General features: G+C 73.0%; 22 protein-coding genes. 8 read left to right on the forward strand and 14 right to left on the reverse strand.

Annotated features, from left to right (window positions below):
• Window positions 1-9 precede the first annotated feature (9 nt).
• A complete protein-coding gene (locus tag ABZS40_RS08300; protein WP_354942646.1) occupies window positions 10-1404 on the forward strand; it encodes an MFS transporter in 1395 nt (464 codons plus the stop codon).
• Window positions 1405-1568: 164 nt separating this feature from the next.
• A complete protein-coding gene (locus tag ABZS40_RS08305; protein WP_354942828.1) occupies window positions 1569-2177 on the forward strand; it encodes a thymidine kinase in 609 nt (202 codons plus the stop codon).
• A 60-nt stretch (window positions 2178-2237) separates the two neighbouring features.
• On the opposite strand, the gene ABZS40_RS08310 is transcribed toward ABZS40_RS08305, so the two are convergent.
• Window positions 2238-3086, reverse strand: a complete 849-nt coding sequence (locus ABZS40_RS08310; RefSeq protein ID WP_354942647.1) for a hypothetical protein — start codon at window positions 3084-3086, stop codon at window positions 2238-2240.
• A gap of 192 nt (window positions 3087-3278) precedes the next feature.
• Between ABZS40_RS08310 and ABZS40_RS08315 the strand changes: the two genes are divergently transcribed.
• Window positions 3279-3815, forward strand: a complete 537-nt coding sequence (locus tag ABZS40_RS08315; RefSeq protein WP_354942648.1) for a hypothetical protein — start codon at window positions 3279-3281, stop codon at window positions 3813-3815.
• Here the strand turns inward: ABZS40_RS08315 and ABZS40_RS08320 are convergent.
• The 3 genes from ABZS40_RS08320 to ABZS40_RS08330 all read right to left on the reverse strand — a co-directional run bounded on the left by ABZS40_RS08320 (window position 3803) and on the right by ABZS40_RS08330 (window position 8633).
• A complete protein-coding gene (locus tag ABZS40_RS08320) occupies window positions 3803-6910 on the reverse strand; it encodes a BTAD domain-containing putative transcriptional regulator (protein WP_354942649.1) in 3108 nt (1035 codons plus the stop codon). The genes ABZS40_RS08315 and ABZS40_RS08320 overlap by 13 nt on opposite strands.
• 123 nt (window positions 6911-7033) lie before the next feature.
• The gene (locus ABZS40_RS08325; RefSeq protein WP_354942650.1) at window positions 7034-8236 is read right to left on the reverse strand and encodes a low temperature requirement protein A; all 1203 of its coding nucleotides are present in this window, start codon (window positions 8234-8236) and stop codon (window positions 7034-7036) included.
• A complete protein-coding gene (locus ABZS40_RS08330) occupies window positions 8223-8633 on the reverse strand; it encodes a hypothetical protein (RefSeq protein ID WP_354942829.1) in 411 nt (136 codons plus the stop codon). Before ABZS40_RS08330 ends, ABZS40_RS08325 begins: the two co-directional genes overlap by 14 nt.
• A gap of 194 nt (window positions 8634-8827) precedes the next feature.
• On the opposite strand from ABZS40_RS08330, the gene ABZS40_RS08335 reads away from it, so the two are divergent.
• Window positions 8828-10531: an acyl-CoA dehydrogenase family protein gene (locus ABZS40_RS08335; protein ID WP_354942651.1), complete on the forward strand. Its 1704-nt coding sequence runs from the start codon at window positions 8828-8830 to the stop codon at window positions 10529-10531.
• A gap of 31 nt (window positions 10532-10562) precedes the next feature.
• Complete coding sequence (locus tag ABZS40_RS08340; RefSeq protein WP_354942652.1) at window positions 10563-11735, forward strand: PQQ-binding-like beta-propeller repeat protein; 1173 nt, start codon at window positions 10563-10565, stop codon at window positions 11733-11735.
• Window positions 11736-11742: 7 nt separating this feature from the next.
• Here ABZS40_RS08340 and ABZS40_RS08345 read toward each other — a convergent pair whose 3' ends face one another.
• The gene (locus ABZS40_RS08345) at window positions 11743-12588 is read right to left on the reverse strand and encodes an LLM class flavin-dependent oxidoreductase (RefSeq protein ID WP_354942653.1); all 846 of its coding nucleotides are present in this window, start codon (window positions 12586-12588) and stop codon (window positions 11743-11745) included.
• An 88-nt stretch (window positions 12589-12676) separates the two neighbouring features.
• On the opposite strand from ABZS40_RS08345, the gene ABZS40_RS08350 reads away from it, so the two are divergent.
• Window positions 12677-13048 carry a VOC family protein gene (locus ABZS40_RS08350; protein WP_354942654.1) on the forward strand — a complete coding sequence of 124 codons (372 nt, stop codon included), beginning with the start codon at window positions 12677-12679 and terminating at the stop codon, window positions 13046-13048.
• A gap of 13 nt (window positions 13049-13061) precedes the next feature.
• On the opposite strand, the gene ABZS40_RS08355 is transcribed toward ABZS40_RS08350, so the two are convergent.
• The 7 genes from ABZS40_RS08355 to ABZS40_RS08385 form a co-directional block, all read right to left on the reverse strand.
• Window positions 13062-14060, reverse strand: coding sequence for a tyrosine-type recombinase/integrase (locus ABZS40_RS08355; RefSeq protein WP_354942655.1), 999 nt, complete (start codon window positions 14058-14060; stop codon window positions 13062-13064).
• A gap of 71 nt (window positions 14061-14131) precedes the next feature.
• Complete coding sequence (locus ABZS40_RS08360; protein WP_354942656.1) at window positions 14132-14557, reverse strand: Hsp20/alpha crystallin family protein; 426 nt, start codon at window positions 14555-14557, stop codon at window positions 14132-14134.
• 68 nt (window positions 14558-14625) lie between these two features.
• On the reverse strand, window positions 14626-15141 hold the full coding sequence (locus ABZS40_RS08365) for a GNAT family N-acetyltransferase (RefSeq protein ID WP_354942657.1): 516 nt from the start codon (window positions 15139-15141) through the stop codon (window positions 14626-14628).
• Window positions 15142-15190: 49 nt separating this feature from the next.
• Window positions 15191-15604, reverse strand: coding sequence for a DUF6069 family protein (locus ABZS40_RS08370; protein ID WP_354942658.1), 414 nt, complete (start codon window positions 15602-15604; stop codon window positions 15191-15193).
• Window positions 15605-15680: 76 nt separating this feature from the next.
• On the reverse strand, window positions 15681-16157 hold the full coding sequence (locus ABZS40_RS08375) for a MarR family winged helix-turn-helix transcriptional regulator (protein WP_354942659.1): 477 nt from the start codon (window positions 16155-16157) through the stop codon (window positions 15681-15683).
• Window positions 16158-16209: 52 nt separating this feature from the next.
• Entirely contained in the window at window positions 16210-16725 is a 516-nt protein-coding gene (locus ABZS40_RS08380) for a DUF2087 domain-containing protein (RefSeq protein ID WP_354942660.1), read from the reverse strand.
• Window positions 16726-16799: 74 nt separating this feature from the next.
• Complete coding sequence (locus ABZS40_RS08385) at window positions 16800-17315, reverse strand: MarR family transcriptional regulator (protein ID WP_354942661.1); 516 nt, start codon at window positions 17313-17315, stop codon at window positions 16800-16802.
• A 68-nt stretch (window positions 17316-17383) separates the two neighbouring features.
• Between ABZS40_RS08385 and ABZS40_RS08390 the strand changes: the two genes are divergently transcribed.
• Complete coding sequence (locus tag ABZS40_RS08390) at window positions 17384-18616, forward strand: MFS transporter (RefSeq protein WP_354942662.1); 1233 nt, start codon at window positions 17384-17386, stop codon at window positions 18614-18616.
• A 96-nt stretch (window positions 18617-18712) separates the two neighbouring features.
• On the opposite strand, the gene ABZS40_RS08395 is transcribed toward ABZS40_RS08390, so the two are convergent.
• On the reverse strand, window positions 18713-18904 hold the full coding sequence (locus ABZS40_RS08395) for a DUF397 domain-containing protein (RefSeq protein WP_354942663.1): 192 nt from the start codon (window positions 18902-18904) through the stop codon (window positions 18713-18715).
• Window positions 18895-19134 (reverse strand): Scr1 family TA system antitoxin-like transcriptional regulator, encoded by a 240-nt coding sequence (locus tag ABZS40_RS08400; RefSeq protein WP_354942830.1) that lies wholly within the window; start codon window positions 19132-19134, stop codon window positions 18895-18897. The genes ABZS40_RS08395 and ABZS40_RS08400 overlap by 10 nt, the downstream gene beginning before the upstream one ends.
• A gap of 342 nt (window positions 19135-19476) precedes the next feature.
• Here ABZS40_RS08400 and ABZS40_RS08405 point away from each other — a divergent pair, with 342 nt between their 5' ends.
• Window positions 19477-20721: an MFS transporter gene (locus ABZS40_RS08405; protein WP_354942664.1), complete on the forward strand. Its 1245-nt coding sequence runs from the start codon at window positions 19477-19479 to the stop codon at window positions 20719-20721.
• Window positions 20722-20723: the final 2 nt, after the last annotated feature.

Raw genomic sequence — 20723 nt, forward strand, 5'->3', positions numbered from 1 at the left:
GGACCCCCGATGGCCGAGACCGTGACCCCCACGGTGGACGACACCCCGCCGCCGGCGAGCACTCGCCGGGAGCGGCGCGGCTGGTACATCTACGACTGGGCCAACTCCGCGTTCCAGACCACAGTCATCACTGTGTTCCTGGGCCCGTTCATCACGACCGTCGCCGAGTTGGCCGCCGGGTGCGAGTTGGGCGCGGACACCTGCGACGGGTACGTGCACCCGCTGGGCATCCGGGTGGCGGCCGGGTCCTACTACCCGTACCTCATCTCGCTGTCGGTGTTCCTCACCGTGTTCGTGCTGCCGGTGATCGGGGCGATCGCCGACCGGTCGGCGCACAAGAAGCGGCTGCTCGGCGGCGCCGCGTTCACCGGCGCCGGCGCGACCATCGCGATGATCTTCGTCACCGGTGACCGCTACCTGCTCGGCGGGGCGCTCTTCCTGGTCGCCAACATCTCCTTCGGCGCGGCCGTCGTGGTCTACAACTCGTTCCTGCCGCAGCTCGGCGGCCCGGACGAACGCGACGGCATCTCCAGCCGCGGCTGGGCGCTGGGCTACCTGGGCGGCGGCCTGCTGCTGGCGTTCAACCTGGTCGCTGTCACGGTGTTCAGCGAGGACGACAACCCGCAGCGCACCCTGGACCTGGCCCGCTGGTCGATCGTCTCCGCCGGGGTCTGGTGGGCGGTGTTCACCCTCGTACCGCTGCGCTGGCTGCGGGAACGCCCCAGCGCGGCGGCGGCGCTGACCCGGCGCGGCAACGTGCTCACCGACGGGTTCCGGCAGCTGGGCCGCACCCTGCGGGAAATCAAGGCGTACCCGTTGACGCTGTTCTTCCTGCTGGCGTTCCTGGTCTACAACGACGGCATCCAGACCGTCATCACCCTCGCCAGCCAGTACGGCACCGAGGAGCTGCGGCTGGACCAGAGCACCCTGATCGTCACCATCCTGCTGGTGCAGTTCCTCGCCTTCGGGGGCGCGTTGAGCCTGGGCGCGCTGGCCAAGCGCATCGGCGCCTGGAAGACGGTGCTGCTCAGCCTGGTCCTCTGGACCGGTGTGATCATCGGCGCGTTCCGGCTGCCGGCCGAGGCGCCGGTGCCGTTCATGGTCCTCGGCGCGGCCATCGGCCTGGTCCTCGGCGGCAGCCAGGCGCTGAGCCGGTCGCTGTTCAGCCAGCTCATTCCGGCCGGGAAGGAAGGCGAGTACTACGGCTTCTACGAGATCAGCGACAAGGGCACCAGCTGGCTCGGCCCGCTCGCCTTCGGCCTGGTGTTCCAACTCACCGCCTCGTACCGGGTGGGCCTGGTCTCACTGCTGATCTTCTTCGTGGTCGGGTTCCTGCTCCTCGCCGCCGTGCCGATCCGCCGTGCCATCGTGGCCGCGGGCAACACCCCACCCCGGGTGCTCTGAGCACGGGTCCCGCACCCGACCGATTCGGGCCGGTCAATGGGCTAGGCTGCCCGACCGTGACCGACGACGCCGCCACCGCCCCGACCTGCCTGGCCCACCCGTTCCCCGGCCAGCCACACGCCCCGGCCGGGTGCGCGGCCGCGCGCGGGCTCGACGGGCGTCCGGTGCACGCGGCGGCGTTGAAGTTCTTCTGGGGGCCGATGGACTGCGGCAAGTCCACGATGGCGTTGCAGATGAACTACAACCACGCCCGGCAGGGCCGGCGAGGGCTGGTCACCACCCGCATCGACCGGTCGCTGGGGCCGCAGGTCACCACCCGCATCGGCCTGGCCCACGAGGCCATCGAGGTCACCGACGACCTGGACCTGCGGGCCCTGGTGCGCGGCCGGTGGGCCGACGGGGTACGCGTCGACTACCTGATCTGCGACGAGGCGTGCTTCTACACCGTCGATCACGTCGAGCAGATGGCCGAGCTGGTCGACAGCTACGACGTCGACGTGTTCGCGTTCGGCCTGGCCACCGACTTCCGGTCGCGGCTGTTCCCCGCCGCGCAACGCCTGTTCGAGCTGGCCGACGAGGTGGCCCGCATCCAGGTCGAGGTGCTCTGCTGGTGCGGCCGCGAAGGGTTGCTCAACGCCCGGGTCGTCGACGGGCGGGTCGTCCGTGAGGGCGCCCAGGTCGTCATCGGCGACACCGTCGACACCGCCGAGGTGCGCTACCAGGTGCTCTGCCGCCGGCACTACCGCAGCGGCGACCTCGGCCCCCGCGACTGAGGCAGTCACGCCGAGCCGGCCGCCCCCTGGGTGGGAACGGCCGGTCCCGCTGCGGGTCGGTCAGCCGACGCAGACCTGCTGCGCCTTGATCCTCCACGACGAGGCGTACGCGATGATCTCGCGGCCGGTGGCGTCCGCGCTGTCCAGCGCCGCCTTGGGCAACAGGGTGGCCACCGAGCCGGCCCCGGTGAGCCCGGTCAGCGCCGCGCCGACCCCTGCGGTCTGCGAACCCGCCGGGCAGGACGGCGCGGTCGCCGTCTTCGGCGCGGACGCGTTGGACACGCTCGACGCCTCCGTCAACGTCATCGCCGGCAGCGGGGTGCCGCAGAACGCCTGGGTCTGCAGGGTGAAGTTGCCCGGTGCGCCGAACACGTACGCGGTGCTCGACACCGAGGCGAGCGTCGAGGTGAACTCCAGCTCGTCCACCGCCACCGCCGCGTTGGCGTTGTCCACCCGGTACCCGCCGCCGAAGGTGCTCTTGCCCGGCGGGCACACGGCGGTCACCGCGATCTTGTCCAACGCGTTGTTGGCCGACGTGGTGGTGACCAGTTGCAGGCCGGCCACCGCCCCGGCCGGTGCGCAGACAGCGAACGCGTCCACCGACCAGGGCACGTTCGTGGCGTTGGCCTCCACGCCCAGCACTGTCACCGTGTGCAGTGTGGCGTCGGCGTACACGCGGGTCATCAGGACGTCGCCCTGACCGTCGTTGATGCGCCCACCGGCGCCGACGACCTGGTCGGCGCCGTTGCACGAGATGGCCATCGTCTTGGCGTTCGTCGCGTCCAGGACGCTGGTGGCGGCGACCCGGTACAGGCCGACCGACGCCTGAGCCGGGGTCACCGGTGCGAGCAGCGTCGTGGCCGCCGCCATGCCGGTCAGCACTGCCAGACCAGCCAGTTTCCGTTTCATTGGATCTTCCCTCCGCACTGCCTCGTCGACTGTCGACGACGGCTGTGGGATCAGGCTCCGCACGGTCGTCAGGAGGGCGTCAGCAGCGCGTCGTACTGACGCCACGATGACGTGTGGCTGCGACAGTGCGCGCGACGACGTCATCGTGGCGTCGCCGGGCTCCGGACGGGGCCACGAACAGGAGGTTCCATCATGCGTACCCGAGCGTCGGTGGCGGCGGTACTGGCTGCCCTACTGCTCAGCGGCGGTCTGGTCGGCGGCGGCGCGGCGCACGCCGACCCGAACACGAACCCGTGCGCCACCACCGACGGCGACCCGATCATGGGCACCGACGGCGACGACATCATCTACGGCGGTGGCGGACCCGACGAGATCTACGGCCTCGGTGGCGACGACATCATCTACGGCGGCGGCGGCGTCGACACGATCCACGGCGGCTGGGGTGACGACACCATCTTCGGTGAGGGCTGCGGGGACTTCATCGCCGGCGGCGGCGGCGGTGACCTGCTCGCCGGGCTCGAGGGCAACGACGTCCTCTCCGGCGCCCACGGCGCCGACCTGCTGATCGGAGTGGCCGGCGACACCGTCACGGGTGGCACCGGCGGTGACACCCTCGACGGTGGGCCCGGTGTGGACACCTGCGCGGAGGACGACGAGCCCGACCCCGGCGCGATCTTCTACTCGTACGTGCAAACCGACGCGGGCAACGAGAACCTCTACAGCTGCTGACCGGCCCGTCCGCGCAGCAGACCCGGATCCGGGGGCGGTGCGTCGATCGCGCGCATCGCCCCGGACCACCTGTCGAACGCCCGGCGGGCCTCACCGTGCCGGCCGGCACCGACCAGCGTCGCGACCAGCGCGCGGTGCGCCCACTCGTCGTAGGAGTCGGCGTCGAGCAGCCGAACCAGTGTGGTGGCGGCCCGGTCGGCGTGCCCGTCGCGCCGGTACAGGCGGGCGAGTTCACGCATCGCCCGCAACCACACCGAGCGGGTCTGTTCCCGCAGCCCGTCGGCCCAGTCCTCGTACGGCTCGTCGGCGAAGGCGTCGCCCCGGTAGGCGGCGTCCACCTCGGCGAGCAGTTCGCGGGCCCGTGCCTCCTCACCGTCGCGACCGAGGCGCTCGGCCCGCGGCACGTCGGCGAGGAGGCGCTCCGCGTCGACGACCACCCGGGTCAGGTCGACGCGTACACCGGTCAGGTCGGCGCGCACGTACCGGTCGACGGGCCACCGGCGCGGCGGGTCGAGCACGGCCCGCACGGCGGAGAGCAGCACCGACAGGCGGTGCGCGGTGCGCCTCGGCTCGTCGTCGGGCCACAACAGCTCACACAGTTCGGCCCGCCCGATGGCACGGCCACGTCGGGCAACGAGGATCTTCAGCAGCGTACGGGCCTGCCGGGACCGCCACGCCGGCAGCGGGACCTCCCGCCCGCCGACGATCACCTCGAACCGGCCGAGCACCCGCACCTCGACGGCGCCGCTCCCGGCGGAGGTCTCGGACAACTGCCGCCCGTCGACCGTCTCGACCCCGCGCGCCACCAACCGGTCGGCGGCCAGCTGCGCCGCCGACCGCTGTGCGCCGTCGGCGCCCGGGATGCGGCCGAGCAGGACGACGGTCTGCTCGGCGGCGGGGGTCGCGCCCGCCGCCTGCCAGATCTCTGCGGCCTCCAGCAACGCCGCGCGGCTCGCGGCCGGCTCGGCGGCGACCGCAGCGGTGAGCTCCAACGCCTCGGCCAACGCGTCGGACTGCCGGCCGGCCCGGGCCGCGCCGACCGCTTCGGCCGCCCGTCGCCGGGCCAACCCCAGATCACCCCCGGCGTACGCCACCCAGCCCGTCGCGACCAGCGCGGACGAGAGCAGGTACGCCGGCGCCAGGCGGTGCGCCTCGTCGGCGGCGGCGCGGGCGGCCGCGAGGTCGGCGCCCACGCCCTCGCACCGCAGCCGAGCCAGGCCGACCAGCGCCGGGATGAGCACCTGGAGGTCTCCCACGTCGCGGGCCAGTTCCACCGCCTCGGCGAAGGCCGCCAACGCCTCCTCGCGCCGGCCGAGGCGGCGACTGACCTCGGCGATCCCGTAGACACCGGCCGCCGCCCGGCGCAGCCCCAACCGTTGCGAGACCGAGGTGGAGCGGCTGAAGTGCAGCGTCGCCTCCTCGTAGCGCCCGAGCCGCAGCAGCGCCTCACCGGCGTTGTGCAGCGCGGTCACCAGCACACCCGGCGGGCCGGCGAGTTCCGCCGCGCGAACGGCCCGCACGGCGGTGGCCAGCGCCGACGGGTAACGGGCCTCCCGTAGCAGGCAGTGCGCCTGGTTGACCAGGACCCGCGCCTGCTGGACCAGGTCGCCCGCGCGTTCCGCCGCGGCCAGGGCCTCGGCGAGGTGCCCGTCGCGGCGGGTGCCGGACGAGGTCAGTGCCGCCGCGATGTGCGCCGCCGCCAACGGGCCGTCCTCGTTGAGGTGCTGCGCCGCGGCGAGCGCCCTGGTCGCGGTGGTGGTGGCGTCCTCGACCTGGCCGAGCTGGGCGAGGGTGCTGGCGCGGCAGGCCAGCACCAGCACGTCGTCCGGGCCGGGCGAAAGGACCGTCGGCTGTGTACCGACCAGGTCGAGCACGGCCAGGGCGCCCGCGTAGTCGGCCCGCAGGTACGGCACCATGGCCGCCCGCCAGAGCAACCGTGCCGGCCAGCGACGATCCTGGTCCGCCTGCGCCACTAGCGGCGCGAAGACCCGCGCCGCCTGGGTCACCGAGCCGGACATGCGCAACGCCTCACCGTGGATCAGCCGGATGTCGGGGCTCTGCTCGGCCTGCGGCAACGCGGTGACCAGGTCAGTGACCTCGGGCGCCCCGCCGGCGGCGAGCATCTCCCCGCCGTGGCGCGCGATCAGGTCGGCACACCGGGCGGGGTCCCCCGCGTGGTGCAGGGCTCGGGCCGCCGCCAGCGGGTGCGCGTTGGCGAGGTACCAGTCGGCGGCGACGTTCAGCCGACGGCGTTCTGCGGCTTCGGGCCGGCCCGGTTGCTGCGTCAACACCTCGGCGAGCACCCTGACCAGCTGCACCATCGGCGGCGTACGACCGGGGTGCCGGCGGGGGTGGGCGACCAGCAGCCCGGTGCGGATCGCCCAGCGCAACGCCTCCGCGCTGCCCTCGGCCGTGACGTGACCGTCGACGGCCGCACACAGCGGCGCGCTGATCGGATCGAGGTCGTGGACGCGACCGAGCAGCCGCGCCACCGGCGGGGGCAGGCCGGCGAGGACCTCGTCGCGGGCGAAGTGCCCGCCCGCGGTGCCGGGCTCGGTCAGGGCCGCGAGCAACTCCCGCCGGCCGACGCCCTGCCGGCCGAGGGCGTCACCGGCGAGGTGCACCCACGCTGGCCAGCCGGCGGTCAGCTCGTACACCAGGTAGGCCAGGTCACTGTCGGGCACCGCGTGCTCGTCGCGCAGGATCCGGGCGACCGCGTCCCGGTTGAGGGCGAGTGTCTCCGGCCCACGCTCGACGACGGGTACGGCACAAGCGCTCAGCGTCGCGGCGGCCAGCGGGTGCCGGGCCGCCAGCGTCACCGCCGGCTGACCCGGCAGCGCGGTCAACAGGCGTACCAGGGTCAGTTGGTCGTCCTCGGCGAGCGCGGACACCTCGTCCACCGCGACCCGTTCCGAGGGCTGGGTGGTCGTCGGCGGGCTGGTGGCGTGTGTGGCCGCCTCGATCAGGTCGGTCGCCCGGTGACAGGTTGTCGGGCCGTCTCCACCGATGGTCTCCAGGGCTGTGGTCTTGCCGTAGCCGGCGGCGGCGACCAGCACCAACCACCGCTGTGGCCAGGTCTGTTGCGCTGTCGTCATCGGGTCGCCTCCGCTCGTCCGAGCACTGCGGAAGGTCACCCGGAGGGCCGGTGACCCACGCTAACCACCCGCCGGCCCGCCGACGGTGCCGTTGTCCTAGAACCGACGGACGCCGTCGGACGGTCAGGCCGGCTGCCGGGCGTGGGCCCGCACCCGGAACCGGTCGGTCAGGATCACGGCGACCGTCACCGCCAACGCCACCGCGGCGCACACCGCGACGGGCGCCCCCAGCACCACACCGACCGGCATCAGTGCCAGCAGGACCACCACCGCCGTGACCCGGCTGATCGGCAGGGTCCGCCACAACAGCGCCTTGTAGGCGGCGTGCCCGGCCAGGAACAGCGCGGGACCACCCAGGGTGAGCAGCACGTCGACAGTGGTGGCCGGTGCGCCGGGCTCCCGCAGCAACCGCTCGTCGGCCGCCGACGTGACGACGACGCCGGCGACGATCAGCGGGTGCAGGAAGTTGAACGCGACCCGGCTCAACGCGCCCGTGCGCTCCCCGGCGTTGGCGATGACCTCCGTGGCGGCCGGGGCCGAGCGGGCGAAGTACACCCACCACAACGCCACCGAACCGCCGAACGCCAGCAGGAACGCCCCGGACGTCACCAGGTCCACGTGCGAGGTGAGGGTGCTGCCGGTGACCAGGATCGACTCCCCCAGCGCGATCAGGACGAACGCCGCGCACCGTTCGGCCAGGTGCCCACCCTCCACCATCCACCGCTCGGGTCGGCTGCGTCCCCGTCGCGGCAGCGGATAGCCGATCGAGAGGCCGACCACCTCGATCACGATCACCGTCGCCCACACCGCGTCGCGGGCGGCCCCGCCGACCAGGCCACCGAGGACCACGAGCACCGATGTCCCGGTGATCCACGGCAGCGACTGCTGAAATCCGGCCACCAACCAGGGACTGCCCTGCACCGCCCACAACGAGAACAGGGTGCGGCCCACCTGCACGATCAGGTAGACCAGCGCGAAGAGCAGGCCGGTCGAGCCGAACGCCTCCGGGATCGCCGCCGACAACAGCAGGCTGCCCAGCCCCACCCCGATCAGCATCGTGCGCACCGGCCCCTGGTCGGGGTTCAGCCAGTTGGTCAGCCAGGTGGTGTAGACCCAGACCAGCCACACCAGCGCCAGCAACAGGCCGGTACGCGCGGCGCCCCGCCAGTCCAGGTGCGCGATCAGGTAGTGCGACAACTGGGTGATGGTGAAGATGAAGACCAGGTCGAAGAAGAGTTCCGTCGAGGTGGTCGGCTGCACCCCCTCGCGTGGTCGCAGCAGCTGCGGGCGTATCGGGGCGGCGACCGGGGGCCTAGAAGGGGTCACCGCACACCCGCCAGTTCCCGTCCTCGCGGACCACCGGCAGGCGACGTTCCTCGCTGAGCCCGCCGTTGCGGGTCACCTTCACTGTCACCGTGCCGTGCGGTCGTCCGCTGCGGGTGGCGACCGACACGTCGGTGATCTCGTAGTCGGTGACCATCGGTGGTGTCCGCACCCAACTGGTGAAGCCGATCGCGCTCCACCGGCTGCGCGCGTCCTCGCAGAGCCGCTCGTACGCCCGGTCGCTGTCGCCCAGGGCCACCTCGTTGAGGAAACCGTCGGCGGTCTCTCGGATCGGGCCGGCGGCCTGTCGGACGGTCTGGAGGTTCCAGGCGCCCAACCCGGCCACCCCCACGCAGCACAGCGCCACACCGAACCCGGCGAACGCCAACCCGGTGCGCATCGGGCGGTGACGCCGGGCCGGTCGGCTCCACGACTGGCCCGCACCCACGACTACCGACCGTAGAGAACACGCTCGCGCCGACGGGCGACAAGCCGGAAACTGGGTGCGCCCGGTGTGCGGGTGTGCCCTGTTCGCGGCGGCCCCGCATCGTCTACCGTCGGCGCACACCCCCGAGCAGTGCCAGGAGCCGATCGATGAGCCGCTTCGTGCAGCCGGTACCACCCCCCGTCGACCCGTACGCCGGCGATGGCCTGCTGCGGTCCTGGCTGGAGCGTCACCTCGGCCCGGGCGGGCACGCCGCAGCGAAGGGCCGTCTCGCGGACCTGGCCGCCGACGTCACCGGCCCGCTTCGCGCGGCGCACGCCGACGCGGAGGCGCACCCGCCGACGCTGGTCCGCTACGACCCGTGGGGCGCCCGGATCGACCGCATCGACACCTCCGCCGGTTGGCAGGCGCAACGAGCCGCCGCCGCCCGACACGCCGTGGTCGCGCTGCCCTACCTGCCGGACGCCCGGGGCACCTGGGGTGCCGCCGCGCGGGTCGTGCAACACGCCCTGCTGCACCTGTACGGGCCGGAGTCGGCGACGTTCTCCTGCCCGGTGGCGATGGCCGACGGTGCGGCGGCGCTGCTCAGCATGCCCGACGTCGACGCCACGGTCCGCGACGCGTGGCTGCCCCGACTGATCTCCACGGACCCGGCCACGGCGATCACCAGCGGGCAGTGGATGACCGAGTCGCAGGGCGGCTCCGATCTGGGCCGCTCCAGCACGCTCGGCCGACCCGCGGCGGACGGTTCGTGGCGGCTGACCGGGGAGAAGTGGTTCTGCTCCGCCGCCGATGCGGCGATGGCGGTGGCGCTGGCCCGGCCGGAGGGCGCCGGGCGGGGCAGCCGGGTGCTCGCCCCGTTCCTCGTTCCCCGGTACGCGGTCGACTCACCGCTGGCCGACGGCGCGGCGCCGGGCGCACCCGCACCGGGTGTCACAGTGCACCGGCTCAAGGACAAGCTCGGCACCCGGGCGCTGCCCACCGCCGAGATCGGCCTGCGCGACGCGTACGCCCTTCCGCTGGGTGATCCGGCGGTGCCCGGTCTGGTCCGGGCGATGACCCTGGTCGTGGTGACCCGGGTGCACAACGCCGCGGCGGCGGCCGGCGGGATGCGACGGGGTGTCGCCTACGCCCGCGCGTACGCCGAGGTGCGGCACGTCGCCGGCGGCCCGTTGGTGTCCTCGCCCCTGCACCGGGCCACCCTCGGCACCCTCGCGGTCGACGCGGCGGGCGCGTTCGCTCTCGCCGGGCACGCTTTCGCCCTGCTCGGGCGGGTCGAGGTCGGCGCCGACCCGGAGGCCGCGGCGGAGCTGCGCATCGTGGCGCCGTTGGCGAAGTTGGCCACCGGACGGCTCGCCGTCAGCTCCGCCAGCGAGTACGTGGAGAGCTTCGGCGGGGCCGGCTACGTGGAGGACACCGGCGTGCCCCGGCTGCTGCGCGACGCCCAGGTGCTGCCGATCTGGGAGGGCACCACCAATGTGCTGGCCCTGGACGTGCTGCGCGCGCTGACCCGGGAGGACGCCGGGGCGCCACTGCTGAGCCGGCTGGCCGCCGCCGTCGACCTGGCGCGGCCGCTGTCGCCGGTGCTGGCCGACACCCTGGCCGCCGTCGCAGCGCAGTTGGCGGAGACCATCACCGCGGTGACCGTCGACCCGGGTGCGTCGGGGGTGCTCGCGGGCGCCCGCGGTCTGGCGTTGCGCCTGGCGTACGCGCTGACCACCGCGTTGCTCGTCGAGCACGCCGCGTGGGGGGACGAGCAGGCGGAGTTGGCCGCCCGGCTGTGGGCGCGCCGCTGGCTGCGGCACGAGGAGATCGCCGAGGACGCCCACCACCACCTCGACCTGCTCTGCTGACCGGCCGGCGCGAGCGGACGGGTGGGCGCGCATGTCGGTGCTGATCGAGCTGGGTGACGACCGGGGCGCGCCTCTGCAGGAGCGCAGACCACCGCCGCAGGTGTCCCGCCGGTGGTGGGTGGCGGCGCTGGTGGCGGCCTGTGTCCTGCTTGGCGGCGCCGCGCCGGCCGCGGGCCTGACGCCCCAGGTGGGGCCGGCGGTGCCCGCCCGGGCGACGGTGCTCGGCGCGGGGCCGCTGCTGCTTGTCGTCGACCCCGACCCGAACCCGCCGACGCTGAGCGCCTACGACTCGGCCGCGCCGAACGGCCCACCGCGGTGGCGGGTCACAGTGCCGCCCGCCGCCGGGTGGTCCGCCGAGGTCGCCGGTGACCTGTTGCTGCTGGTCGAGCGCGACCAGGCGCTCGGGGCGCGGGTGACCACGGCGCGGTCGTTGCGTACCGGCCAGCCGGTGTGGCGGCGACCCGAGCGGGTGTACGCGGCCGGGAACGAGGCGGTCGCGGTGAGCGAGGTGCGCAGCGCCGCCGAACCGGGACGGCGGATCGAGGGCACGGTGCACGGCGTCGACCCGACCACCGGCGCGACCCGTTGGTCGGTCCCGCTGCCCTCCACGGCGGTGCTACGGGCGCTGCCCGGTCTGCCCGGGCGGGTGCTGCTGGTCCAGGACGACGGGCTGGCCCGACTCCTCGACGCCCGCGACGGCACCGAACGTGGGCGGGGACAGCTTCCGCCGGCCGACTACGGCCCGGACAATCCCCAGGTCGTCGGCGCGCATCTGGTGCTGCGCCACCCGAGCGGCGGCGCGGTCGCGCTGACCGGCTACGACCTACCCGGCCTGGCACCGCGCTGGCGGGCGCCGGCGCAGCCCGGTGAGTTGACGCTGCGGCCCTGCCAGGGCCTGATCTGCGGTCAGGACGAGCACGGGCGCTGGGCTATCGACGCGGGCACCGGGGCGCGGGTGTGGACGTGGCCGGCCGGGGCGCGCTGGCGCACAGTGGGGGGCCCACGGGTCGCCACGGAACCTTTGGTGGTGCTGGGAATGGCGTCGGACGGCAGGCGCTCCCTGGTCGCGATAGTGGGACGCGACGGTCATCGGGTGTCCGCGGTGCTCCCGGCGGGTGTGACCGACTGCCGACGGGTCGGCGCCGGGCTGATCTGCCGCGACGGCACGGCCCGTAGGACGTTCTGGCCCCTCGACATCCCCTGACTTCGGGTCAGCGCAGGGGGCCTCGGGCAACGGCTGCGCGCATCGTCGCCGGGTCGCCGGCCGGAACGAACTCCAGCCACCAGGTGGCGCCGGCGGCGGCCAGCTCACCGAGGTAGGCCCGTTCGGTGCGCTCGTCGGAACGGCGCCGTCGGCCGCCGACCGCCACGTCGAACGGCTGACCGTCGGCGCGCGTCGATGGCAGGGCGTTCGCCAGGTCGTGTACCTCGTCGGGGGTGAAGTCGGACCACCCGTCGGTGTCGGTGAGCTTGTACGGCACGATGCCGTCGGCGCGGGCGGCCCGACGGCGCACCGCCCCGGCCTGGGTGCTCCCGCCGACCCAGACCGGCACCCGCGGGGACTGCACCGGCGCGGGCCGCAGCGACACCCCGTCGGCGCGGTAGTGGGTGCCCCGGTGGCTGACCCGCTCACCGCTGAGCAGCCCGGTCAGCAGGTCGAGACCCTCGTCGAGCATCGCGGCCCGCACGGACACCTCGGTCTGCTCACCGAAGGCGGCCAGGCCCCGGTCGCCCGGGTCGCCGACACCGACCGCCACGGTGGCCCGGCCCGCGCTGAGGTGGTCCAGGGTGAGGACCTCCCGCGCCAGCTTCGCCGGGCGACGCCGGGGCAGTGCGGTGACAGTGGTGCCCAGTCGCACCCGCTCGGTGCGCCCGGCGATCGCGGCGAGGACCAGCCATGGGTCGTAGGTGTTCGGCTCGTCGCCGGAATAGTGGATCAGATAGTCCTCCAGGAACACGCCGTCCCAGCCGGCGCGCTCGGCAGTTTCGCCCAACTCGACCAGTGTGGACACCGCGACCGAGGCCCCGCCGCAGGAGATCTCCAGACCGTGTCTCATCCGCCGACCGTAGGGCGGGGGCCCGACACTCGACCGCGGCGAGCGTCGCGTGGCCAGAGTTGTCGGGCCTCGGCGGCATACTGCCGACGTGACAGCTTCTGCCGACCTCGCAATGGTCAACCTCGACAGTTCCGACCCCGCCGGCCACGCCGCGTTCTACCACGAGGCGCTGGGCTGGGAGGTCACCCACAGCCAACCGGAGTACGCGATGATCAGCTCCGGTGGCGTCTCCATCGGCTTCGGTCTGGTCGAGGGCTACCGACCGCCCTCCTGGCCGGACCAGACCGGTGACAAGCGCTACCACCTGGATCTCTACGTCGACGACCTGGCGGCGGCGGAGGAGAAGTTCGTCGCCGCGGGCGCGTCGAAGCCGGATTTCCAGCCCGGTGGCGACAAGTGGGTCGTGCTCCTCGACCCGATCGGGCAGCCGTTCTGCATCTGCCCGCGTCCGCAGAGCTGACGCCGCCCGCGCCTCAGCCGCGACGGCGTGACCGGGCCGCCCACACCGCGTAGGCCGGGTCGCGGTCGAGGTTGTGCCGGTCCCGGTCGTAGCGGCGGGTGGTGCGCGGGTCGGCGTGCCCCATGGCGTCCTGCACGTCCTCCAACGGCACGCCCTCCGAGCGTGCCGTGGTGGCGAAGGCGTGCCGCAGCGAGTGTGGGGACAGCTTCGCCCAGGCCGGGATGCCGGCGGCGCGGGCGAGCCGACGAACCATCCGGAACACCGAGTGCCGGTCCAGTCGCGCGCCGCTGGCGGTGACCAGCAGTGGGCCGGTGAGCTGCGGCACCGGCACGCCGGTGGCGGCGGCCCGCTGGGCCAGGTAGGCGTCCAGGGCGTGCCCGGTGCCGGGGGTGAGGGCGCGGCGACGTTGTTTGCCGCCCTTGCCGACGAAGCGCACGCTGCGGTGACCGCGTTCGGTGCCGAGGTCGGTCAGGTCCAGCGAGATCAGCTCCCCGACCCGCAGACCCAGGTCGGCGAGGAGCGCGAGCGCCGCCCGGTTGCGCACGGCGGTCGCGCCGGTGTCCGCGTCGGCGGCGCTGAGCAGGGCGTCCACCTCCTCGGGGGTGAGCCCGACGGTGGCGGAGTGGTCCCGGTCGACGCGGGGGCGGTCGGCGCCGGAGACCGGGTTGGCCGGCACTGCGCCCAGTTTGACCAGGAAGTCGTACCAACTGGACAGCGCCGAGAGTCGGCGTGCGACGGTCGCCGGGGTCAGTGGGCGGCCGCTGCGCGCGCCGACGCTGCTCTCCAGCGCGCGGGCGTACTCGTTGACGTGCAGGAACGTGGCCCGCAGCGGGTCCAGGTCGTGGCCGGCGCACCAGTTGAGCCAGCCGGTGACGTCACGTCGGTAGGCGTCGCGGGTGTGCTCGGACAACCGCCGGTTGCGCAGCCACGCCTCGGTGACCTCGACCGGCCCGCTCGGCAGCGCCGGTGGCGCGGACGGGCGGGCGAGCACCGGAGCGTCGGAGAACACCATGTGAAAAAGACTCTCAGCCTCGGGTGGGATCGGCGTGCAGGCGCGCCGATCCCACCCGTCACCGTGTCGGATCAGGCGTTGATCTCCCGGCGGCCGGTTCCGTTGGCCTGGATGGTCACCCGCCGGGGCTTGGCACGCTCGGCGACCGGGATGCGCAGCGTCAGCACCCCGTTCTCGTACCCGGCCTCCAGCTTGTCAGTGTCGAGCGTGTCGCCGAGGAACAGTTGCCGGGTGAAGGTGCCCATCGGGCGTTCGGCGGCGACCAGTTCGACGCCGTCGCCGGCGGGCCGGTGGCGCTCGGCGCGGACGGTGAGCACGTTGCGCTCGACCGTGCAGTCGATGGTGTCCGGATCGACGCCGGGCAGGTCGAACGCCGCGTAGAAGTGGTCGCCGTCGCGGTAGGCGTCCAGCTGCATCGTCGCGGGACGGGCCGCAGTGCCGAAGAACTGCTCGGCGAGCCGGTCGATCTCGCGGAACGGGTCGGTACGCATCAACATTGTCATGCCTCCTCGGTTCTCCTGGCCGAAGGTGATGAGTTGAGCCGGGGCGACTCAACTTCCTCTTCTTATTTAGCGCGTTCGGAGGCGAACGTCAACTGCTTCTCGAACCAGTGCTCGGCGTAGGGGCCTCGCGAGTACGCCGGGATCTCGGCGTAGCCGTGCCGGGCGTACAGGGCGCGGGCCTCGACCAGGTCGTGCCGGGTGTCGAGCCGGATCCGGTCCGCCCCGGCCCTGCGGGCCCGCTCCTCGACGGCGGCGAGCAGCGCGGCGCCCCCACCGGCGCCGCGATGCTCGGAGCGGATGAACACCCGCGTCAGCTCGGCCCAGCCCGGTTGCCAGCGCAGCCCGGCGCAGCCGGCCAGGTCGGTGCCGTGGTGCGCGAGCAGGAGCAGCCCGCTCGGCGCGGCCAGGTCGTCGCTGGGCAGTTCGGCCAGTGCCGCGTCGACCTCGCCGGGCAGGGTGGGGCGACGGTGATAGCGAACCACCATCTCGCTCACGTACTCGCGCAGCAGCAGCGCCGCGTCGGGTTGGTCGGGCCGGCTGGTGTTGGTCACCCAGGCGGACCGGGCGGTAATGGTCACCTGTTGATCATCGCCGCCCGGTCAACGGCTTTATCCGGTAGCCCGCCGTTTACCGGCGGGGGCGGGGCAGCAGCGCGATCAGCGCGACCGCCACGGCCACGTGCGTCGCGCCCAGGGCCAGTTTGGCGCCGCCGGTGGCCTCGACGCCGAACAGCGGAACGAAGGACAGCACCGTCACCACGATGGCCAGCGAGATCCAGACCGGACGGGCAACCCGGCTGGCGAACCGCTCCAGCAGCGCCAGCGCCGCCCAGCCGAGCAGAGCGGATCCCAGGGCGATCATGACGATCGCGCCGGCCCCGATGACAGTGGCGGGCTGGCCCGGGCTCTCGACGGTGTAGTCGACTCCGGCCAGCGCGCCGATCGCCCAGATGGCCAGGGGTGCCACGACGGCGACGGCGACGCCGAGGGCGCGTCGGCGCAGTGGTGAGGTGGTGGGGGTCGTGACGGTGGCAGCACTCATGACGGCTCCTCGTTCAGGGGAAACGAACGAGTACGACCGTAACAGATAGTCTTGTTCAGAACTATCTGTTCCGGAACTAACAGCCGGAGCGAGCCCCCGGCGCGTACGGGGAGGTGTTGGCCAGTGGTCCGCTCACCAGCCCCAGGAGAGCCCGCAGGAACACCTCCCGGTCCTGCTCGGGCAGGGTTGCCAGCAGGTCGTCCTGGATGCGCCGGACCACCTGTTGCGCTTGCCGCAGCACCTGCTCCCCCGCCGGAGTCACAGCGACCAGCCGGGCACGCCGGTCCGTCGGCACCGGACGGCGCTCGGCCAGCCCGGCCCGTTCCAACTGGTCGAGCGTCACCACCATCGTGGTCTTGTCCACACCGCACCGCTCGCCGATCTCCCGTTGGGTCAGGTCACCGGTGCGGGCCTGTGCCAGCACGTAGTGCGCCCGCGGCGAGATGCCCAGCTCGGCCAGCCCGGCGGCGTGCTCGGTCTGCAACGCGTGACTCGCCCAGGAGAGCAGGAACAACAGGTCCGGCGGGCCATCGGAGGGCGTGCAGGAGGTCATGTGCCGAGGCTAGCAAGATCCTCCGCGACGAGACTGTTCGCGCGACGGACGATCAGAGCCGCTGGTAGACGCCGTGCTCGCGGGTGAGCAACTGCTCGTCGATCAGATACCGGCGCAGCGTCGCGTGATCCGACCCGCCGGCGGCGCACCACGGCTTGAGCGCGTCGTCGACGGCCCGCTCCGGATAGCGGCTGCCCGGCTCGAACGACTGCTCGGCGATGTGCGCGAGCAGAACCCGCCGTCGGCCCCGCTGCGCGGGCAGGCCCACCAGGACGCCCGCGCGCAGGAAGGTCCGCAGCACCGGGTCGACGCCGGGTTCGGCGTCGTCGGCCGGGCGGCTGTCGCGCGCGGTTGCCCGTAGCGACGCCTCGTCGGCCGCGAGCGCGCCGTCCGCGCCGGTCACGAGGCCCGCGTCGTGGAGCCGGCGGAGCCCGGTGTGCACCGTCCGCGCCGGCAGGCCGGTCCGCTCGGCGACCTCGGTCGCGCTGGTCGCACCCAGCACGATCGCCGCGAAGATCCGTCGCCGTCCGTCGTCGGCTAGGGCCCCGGCCAGCACATGCGCAGTCACGCCGGTCACCCTTGCATCAGCGGTACGCGGACCGCCAGGCGATTTCCTGCCCGCCCAGCCGGTCGGCAGTCCGCTCAGTCGGTCTGCGGCGCGCTCTGTGGCTGCTCGGCGACGAGCAGCACCCGGCGCAGCAGGTCGGAGAGGTGTCGCCGCTCGGTCGCGGTGAGCGCGCCGAGCAGGCGGTGCTCCTCGGCGCCCTGAACCTCCATCGCCCCGCGCCATGCGGCCTGGCCCGCCTCGGTGAGCTCCACGTCGACACGTCGACGGTCGACTGTCGACGGAAGTCGGCGTACGAAGCCCCGCCGCAGCAGCGCGTCCACCCGCGCGGTGATCGAGGCGGGGGCCATCGTGAGGTCCGCGGCGAGGTCGGAGGGTGCGGCCCGGCCACCGCGACCGGCCAGGGCGTGCAGGGTGTCGTACTCGTGGGCCGGCAGGTCGAGGTCGACCAGGACCCGCTCCTTGACCGCCCGCAGATGCCGGGTCACTCGGATCATCCTGGTCACCGCCCCCTCGACGTCCGCGTCGAGGTCGGGCACCACGGGCAGCCAACGCTCGATGTGCCGGTCGACGGCGTCCGGAGTGGCGGTCACCGTGCCAGCTTACCTCAACGCCGAAATATTCATTGCCGAAATATTCGATGCCGAAGTATGTTGTGGCCATGGCTCACCCTCTGCGCGACCACTCCTTCCGGCTGCTGTTCCTGGGCCGCACGATCTCCGCCCTCGGCGACGCGGTCGTGCCCGCCGCACTGGCGCTGGCCGTGCTGCGGGCCACCGGCTCCACCGGCGCGCTGGCCGTCGTCCTCGCCGCGGCGGTCGTCCCCCGGCTGGTTTTCCTGCCGTTCGGCGGTGTGGTGGCCGACCGGTTCGACGCCCGCCGGGTCGCCCTCCTGGCCGACCTGGTCCGCTGCGCGACGCAGCTCGCGGTCGGCGTGGAGCTGCTCGACGGCGACCCGTCACTGACCACAGTGGTGGTGGCGTCCGCACTCGGCGGCACCGCCTCGGCGTTCGCCATTCCGACCGCATCCCCGCTGGTCGCCGGCACCGTCGAACCGGCCAACCGGCAGCGGGCCAACGCCCTGATGGGGATCACCGCCAACACCAGCCGCCTCGCCGGTCCGGCGCTGGCCGGCGCGCTGATCTGGGCCGCCGGGCCGGGCTGGGCGTTCATCCTGGACGGCGCGTCGTTCGCGCTCAGCGCCGCACTGCTCGCGCTGGTGCGGGTCCGTCACGTGCCGGTGCCTCGCCGTTCCGTCCTCGCCGACCTGCGGCACGGCTTCGGTGAGGTGCGCGCCCGCGACTGGTTCTGGACCAGCCTGCTCGGGCACGGCGTGTGGAACGGCGCCGCCGCTGTGCTGATGACCCTCGGGCCGGCCGTGGCCATCGACCGCCTGGGCGGCGAGACGACCTGGGTGCTGCTGTTACAGGCCGGCGCGATCGGGATGCTGACCGGTTCGCTGCTGGCCGGGCGGGTCCGGCTGCACCGGCCGGTGCTGCTGGCCAACCTCGGGCTGGCCTGCTACGCCGCGCCGCTGTTCCTGCTCGCCGTCGCCGCGCCCGCCCCCGCGGTGATCGCCGCCTACGCGGTGGCGCTGACCGCCCTCGGTTACCTCAACCCGGTGTGGGAGACCGTCGTGCAGCACCACTTCCCGCCGGAGGTCCTGGCCCGGGTCACCTCGTACGACTGGCTGGTGTCGCTGGGCGCCATGCCGCTGGGCTACGCACTGGCGCCGTTGGCCGCCGACGCGTTCGGCGCACCCGTCCCGCTGGCCGTGGCCGGCCTGCTGGTCCTCGCCTCCTGCGCGGGCACCGCCCTCGTTCCCGGCGTACGCCGTCTCACCTGGCCGGCGACGCCACAACCGCAACCGGCCGACCCCGCCGGCGTCCGTTGATCAGATCGATCGTCGGTGCCCGGCGGCCGACGACCGGGCCCACTCACAACGAAGGCTCCCAGTCGACGCCGGGAGCCTTCGTCGCGATGTGGTCGGTCAGCCGGCGTCGCGGACCACCGCCACGAAGCCACGCCACGACTGGGGGCTGAACGTCAGCGTCGCGCCGTCGCGGTCCTTCGTGTCACGCACGAGGACCACGCCCGGAAGGTTGTCGGCGACCTCGACACAGTTGCCACCGTTGCCGCCGCTCTTCGTGCTCTTCCGCCACCGCGCACCGGTCATGTCCATGATGCCGCCGCTTTTCTGAGAAGTTCCAACGAACGCGCTCGGGGCAGGGCCTCGCCGCGAATACGCTCCCACCGTCGTTCCAGGCTAACAAGATCCGACGTTTGATCGAGGATCTGCGCCCGTGCCGCGCTGTCGACATGCGCGACCCGCGACCCGTCCGGCATGTCGGCGATGGCGATCTGACCCCGCGTTTCGTCGGCTGGGCGGAGACCCGCTGAGGCGGTCGTCAGCCACCTCCAGGGGTCTGTACGCGTCAACCTCGCAAGCCGATGTGGTGTCTTGCTGGTTGACGAGGCCGGGAGGTCAGATGAGGGATTCGCGCGGGGCGGAGTTCGACGACGTCGTTCGCACGCGGTCGGGGGTGCTGTTGGCGCCAACGTCCCGATCGCTTCCTGAATCAGCTCCCCGACAACCGTAAATACCGCGCTCACCGACGCTTCGATGGCTACCTTCACCCACAGGCTGGTTCACCCGTCCCGGGTATCGGCAGCACGACGCCGCACCGCAGCCCTCAGCGACAGGGGAAGTTCGAGATGTCCGGCGCAGCGTCCGCCACGGCAGAAGCTGCGCCGTTGCGTCCCACCCAGCTGCTTCGCCGCAACAGGCCATTTCGAGCCCTCTTCTCGGCGAGGCTCGTCTCGTACGCGGGCGATTCACTCAGCCTCGTCGCGCTGATCTTCCACGTGGCCGAGACGACGGGTAAGGGGCTGGCAGTCGCGCTTCTGCTCCTTGTCGGGGATTTCGCTCCATCTCTGCTGGGTCCCTTCACTGGCGCCCTCGTCGATCGGCTCAATCTCCGACGGTTGATGATCGTCTGCGAACTCATCCAAGCTGTGGTCCTGCTGGTCATCGTGCTGACAATGCCCTCGCTGCCGATGCTGCTGGCTCTCGTCGCGATTCGCGCCACAGCGTCGCAGCTCTTTCAACCGGCGTCTCGGGCGGCGGTGCCCGCACTGGTCGGTGACCGTGACCTGGAGACCGCCAACTCCACCCTCGGGTTCGGCTCCAACGCGGCAGAGGCGGTCGGCCCGCTGCTCGCCGCGGCCCTGTTCCCGTTGGTCGGACTGCGCGGTGTGCTGCTCGTCGACGCCGTGTCGTTCCTGGTCTCGGCCGTGCTGCTCGCGACGCTCCCGTCACTTCCGGCGGCAACCGGCGACGGGCGCCAGCCGTCCCTGCTGCGACAGGCCAGAGCGGGCATCGGTTATCTGTTGAGTGTTCCCACGGTGCGGGTGATCTTCCTTGGCTTCACTGCGGTGGTCGCCTTCAACGGGGTCGACGACGTGGCCCTGGTGCTGCTGGCCCAGGAGACCTTCCACGTCGGTGAATCCGCTGTCGGGCTGCTGCTGGGGGCGGTCGGTGTCGGACTGGTGGCCGGCTACGCCATGTTGTCCAGGTGGGGCTCCCGGGCGTCGATGCCGCTCCTGCTGATCGCGGGCTTCGCCGTCAGCAGTGTCGGCAACCTGCTGACCGGGCTCGCCTGGGCCGTCGCGGCCGCGATCGCCCTGCAAGCCGTCCGTGGTTTCGGGTTGGCGGCCATGGACGTCGCCTCCAGCACGCTGCTGCAACGCACGGTGCCAGCGGGCATGCTCGGCAGGGTCTTCGGCAATCTGTACGGCGCGATCGGGGTCGCCGCCGCGACGTCCTACCTCGCCGGTGGCGTCCTGTTGGACGCCACCTCCGCCCCGGTGACCCTGATGGTCGCGGGCGTCGGCGGACTGGTCGCCACCGGCGTCGTCGCGCTGCGACTGCCGAGGGCGATACGACGCGCCGAGAAGGATGGCGCGACGCCGACACCATCCGCGTCGACCATCGAGTAAGT

Source organism: Micromonospora sp. NPDC005324 (genome assembly GCF_040607155.1).
Classification (GTDB): domain Bacteria; phylum Actinomycetota; class Actinomycetes; order Mycobacteriales; family Micromonosporaceae; genus Micromonospora; species Micromonospora trifolii.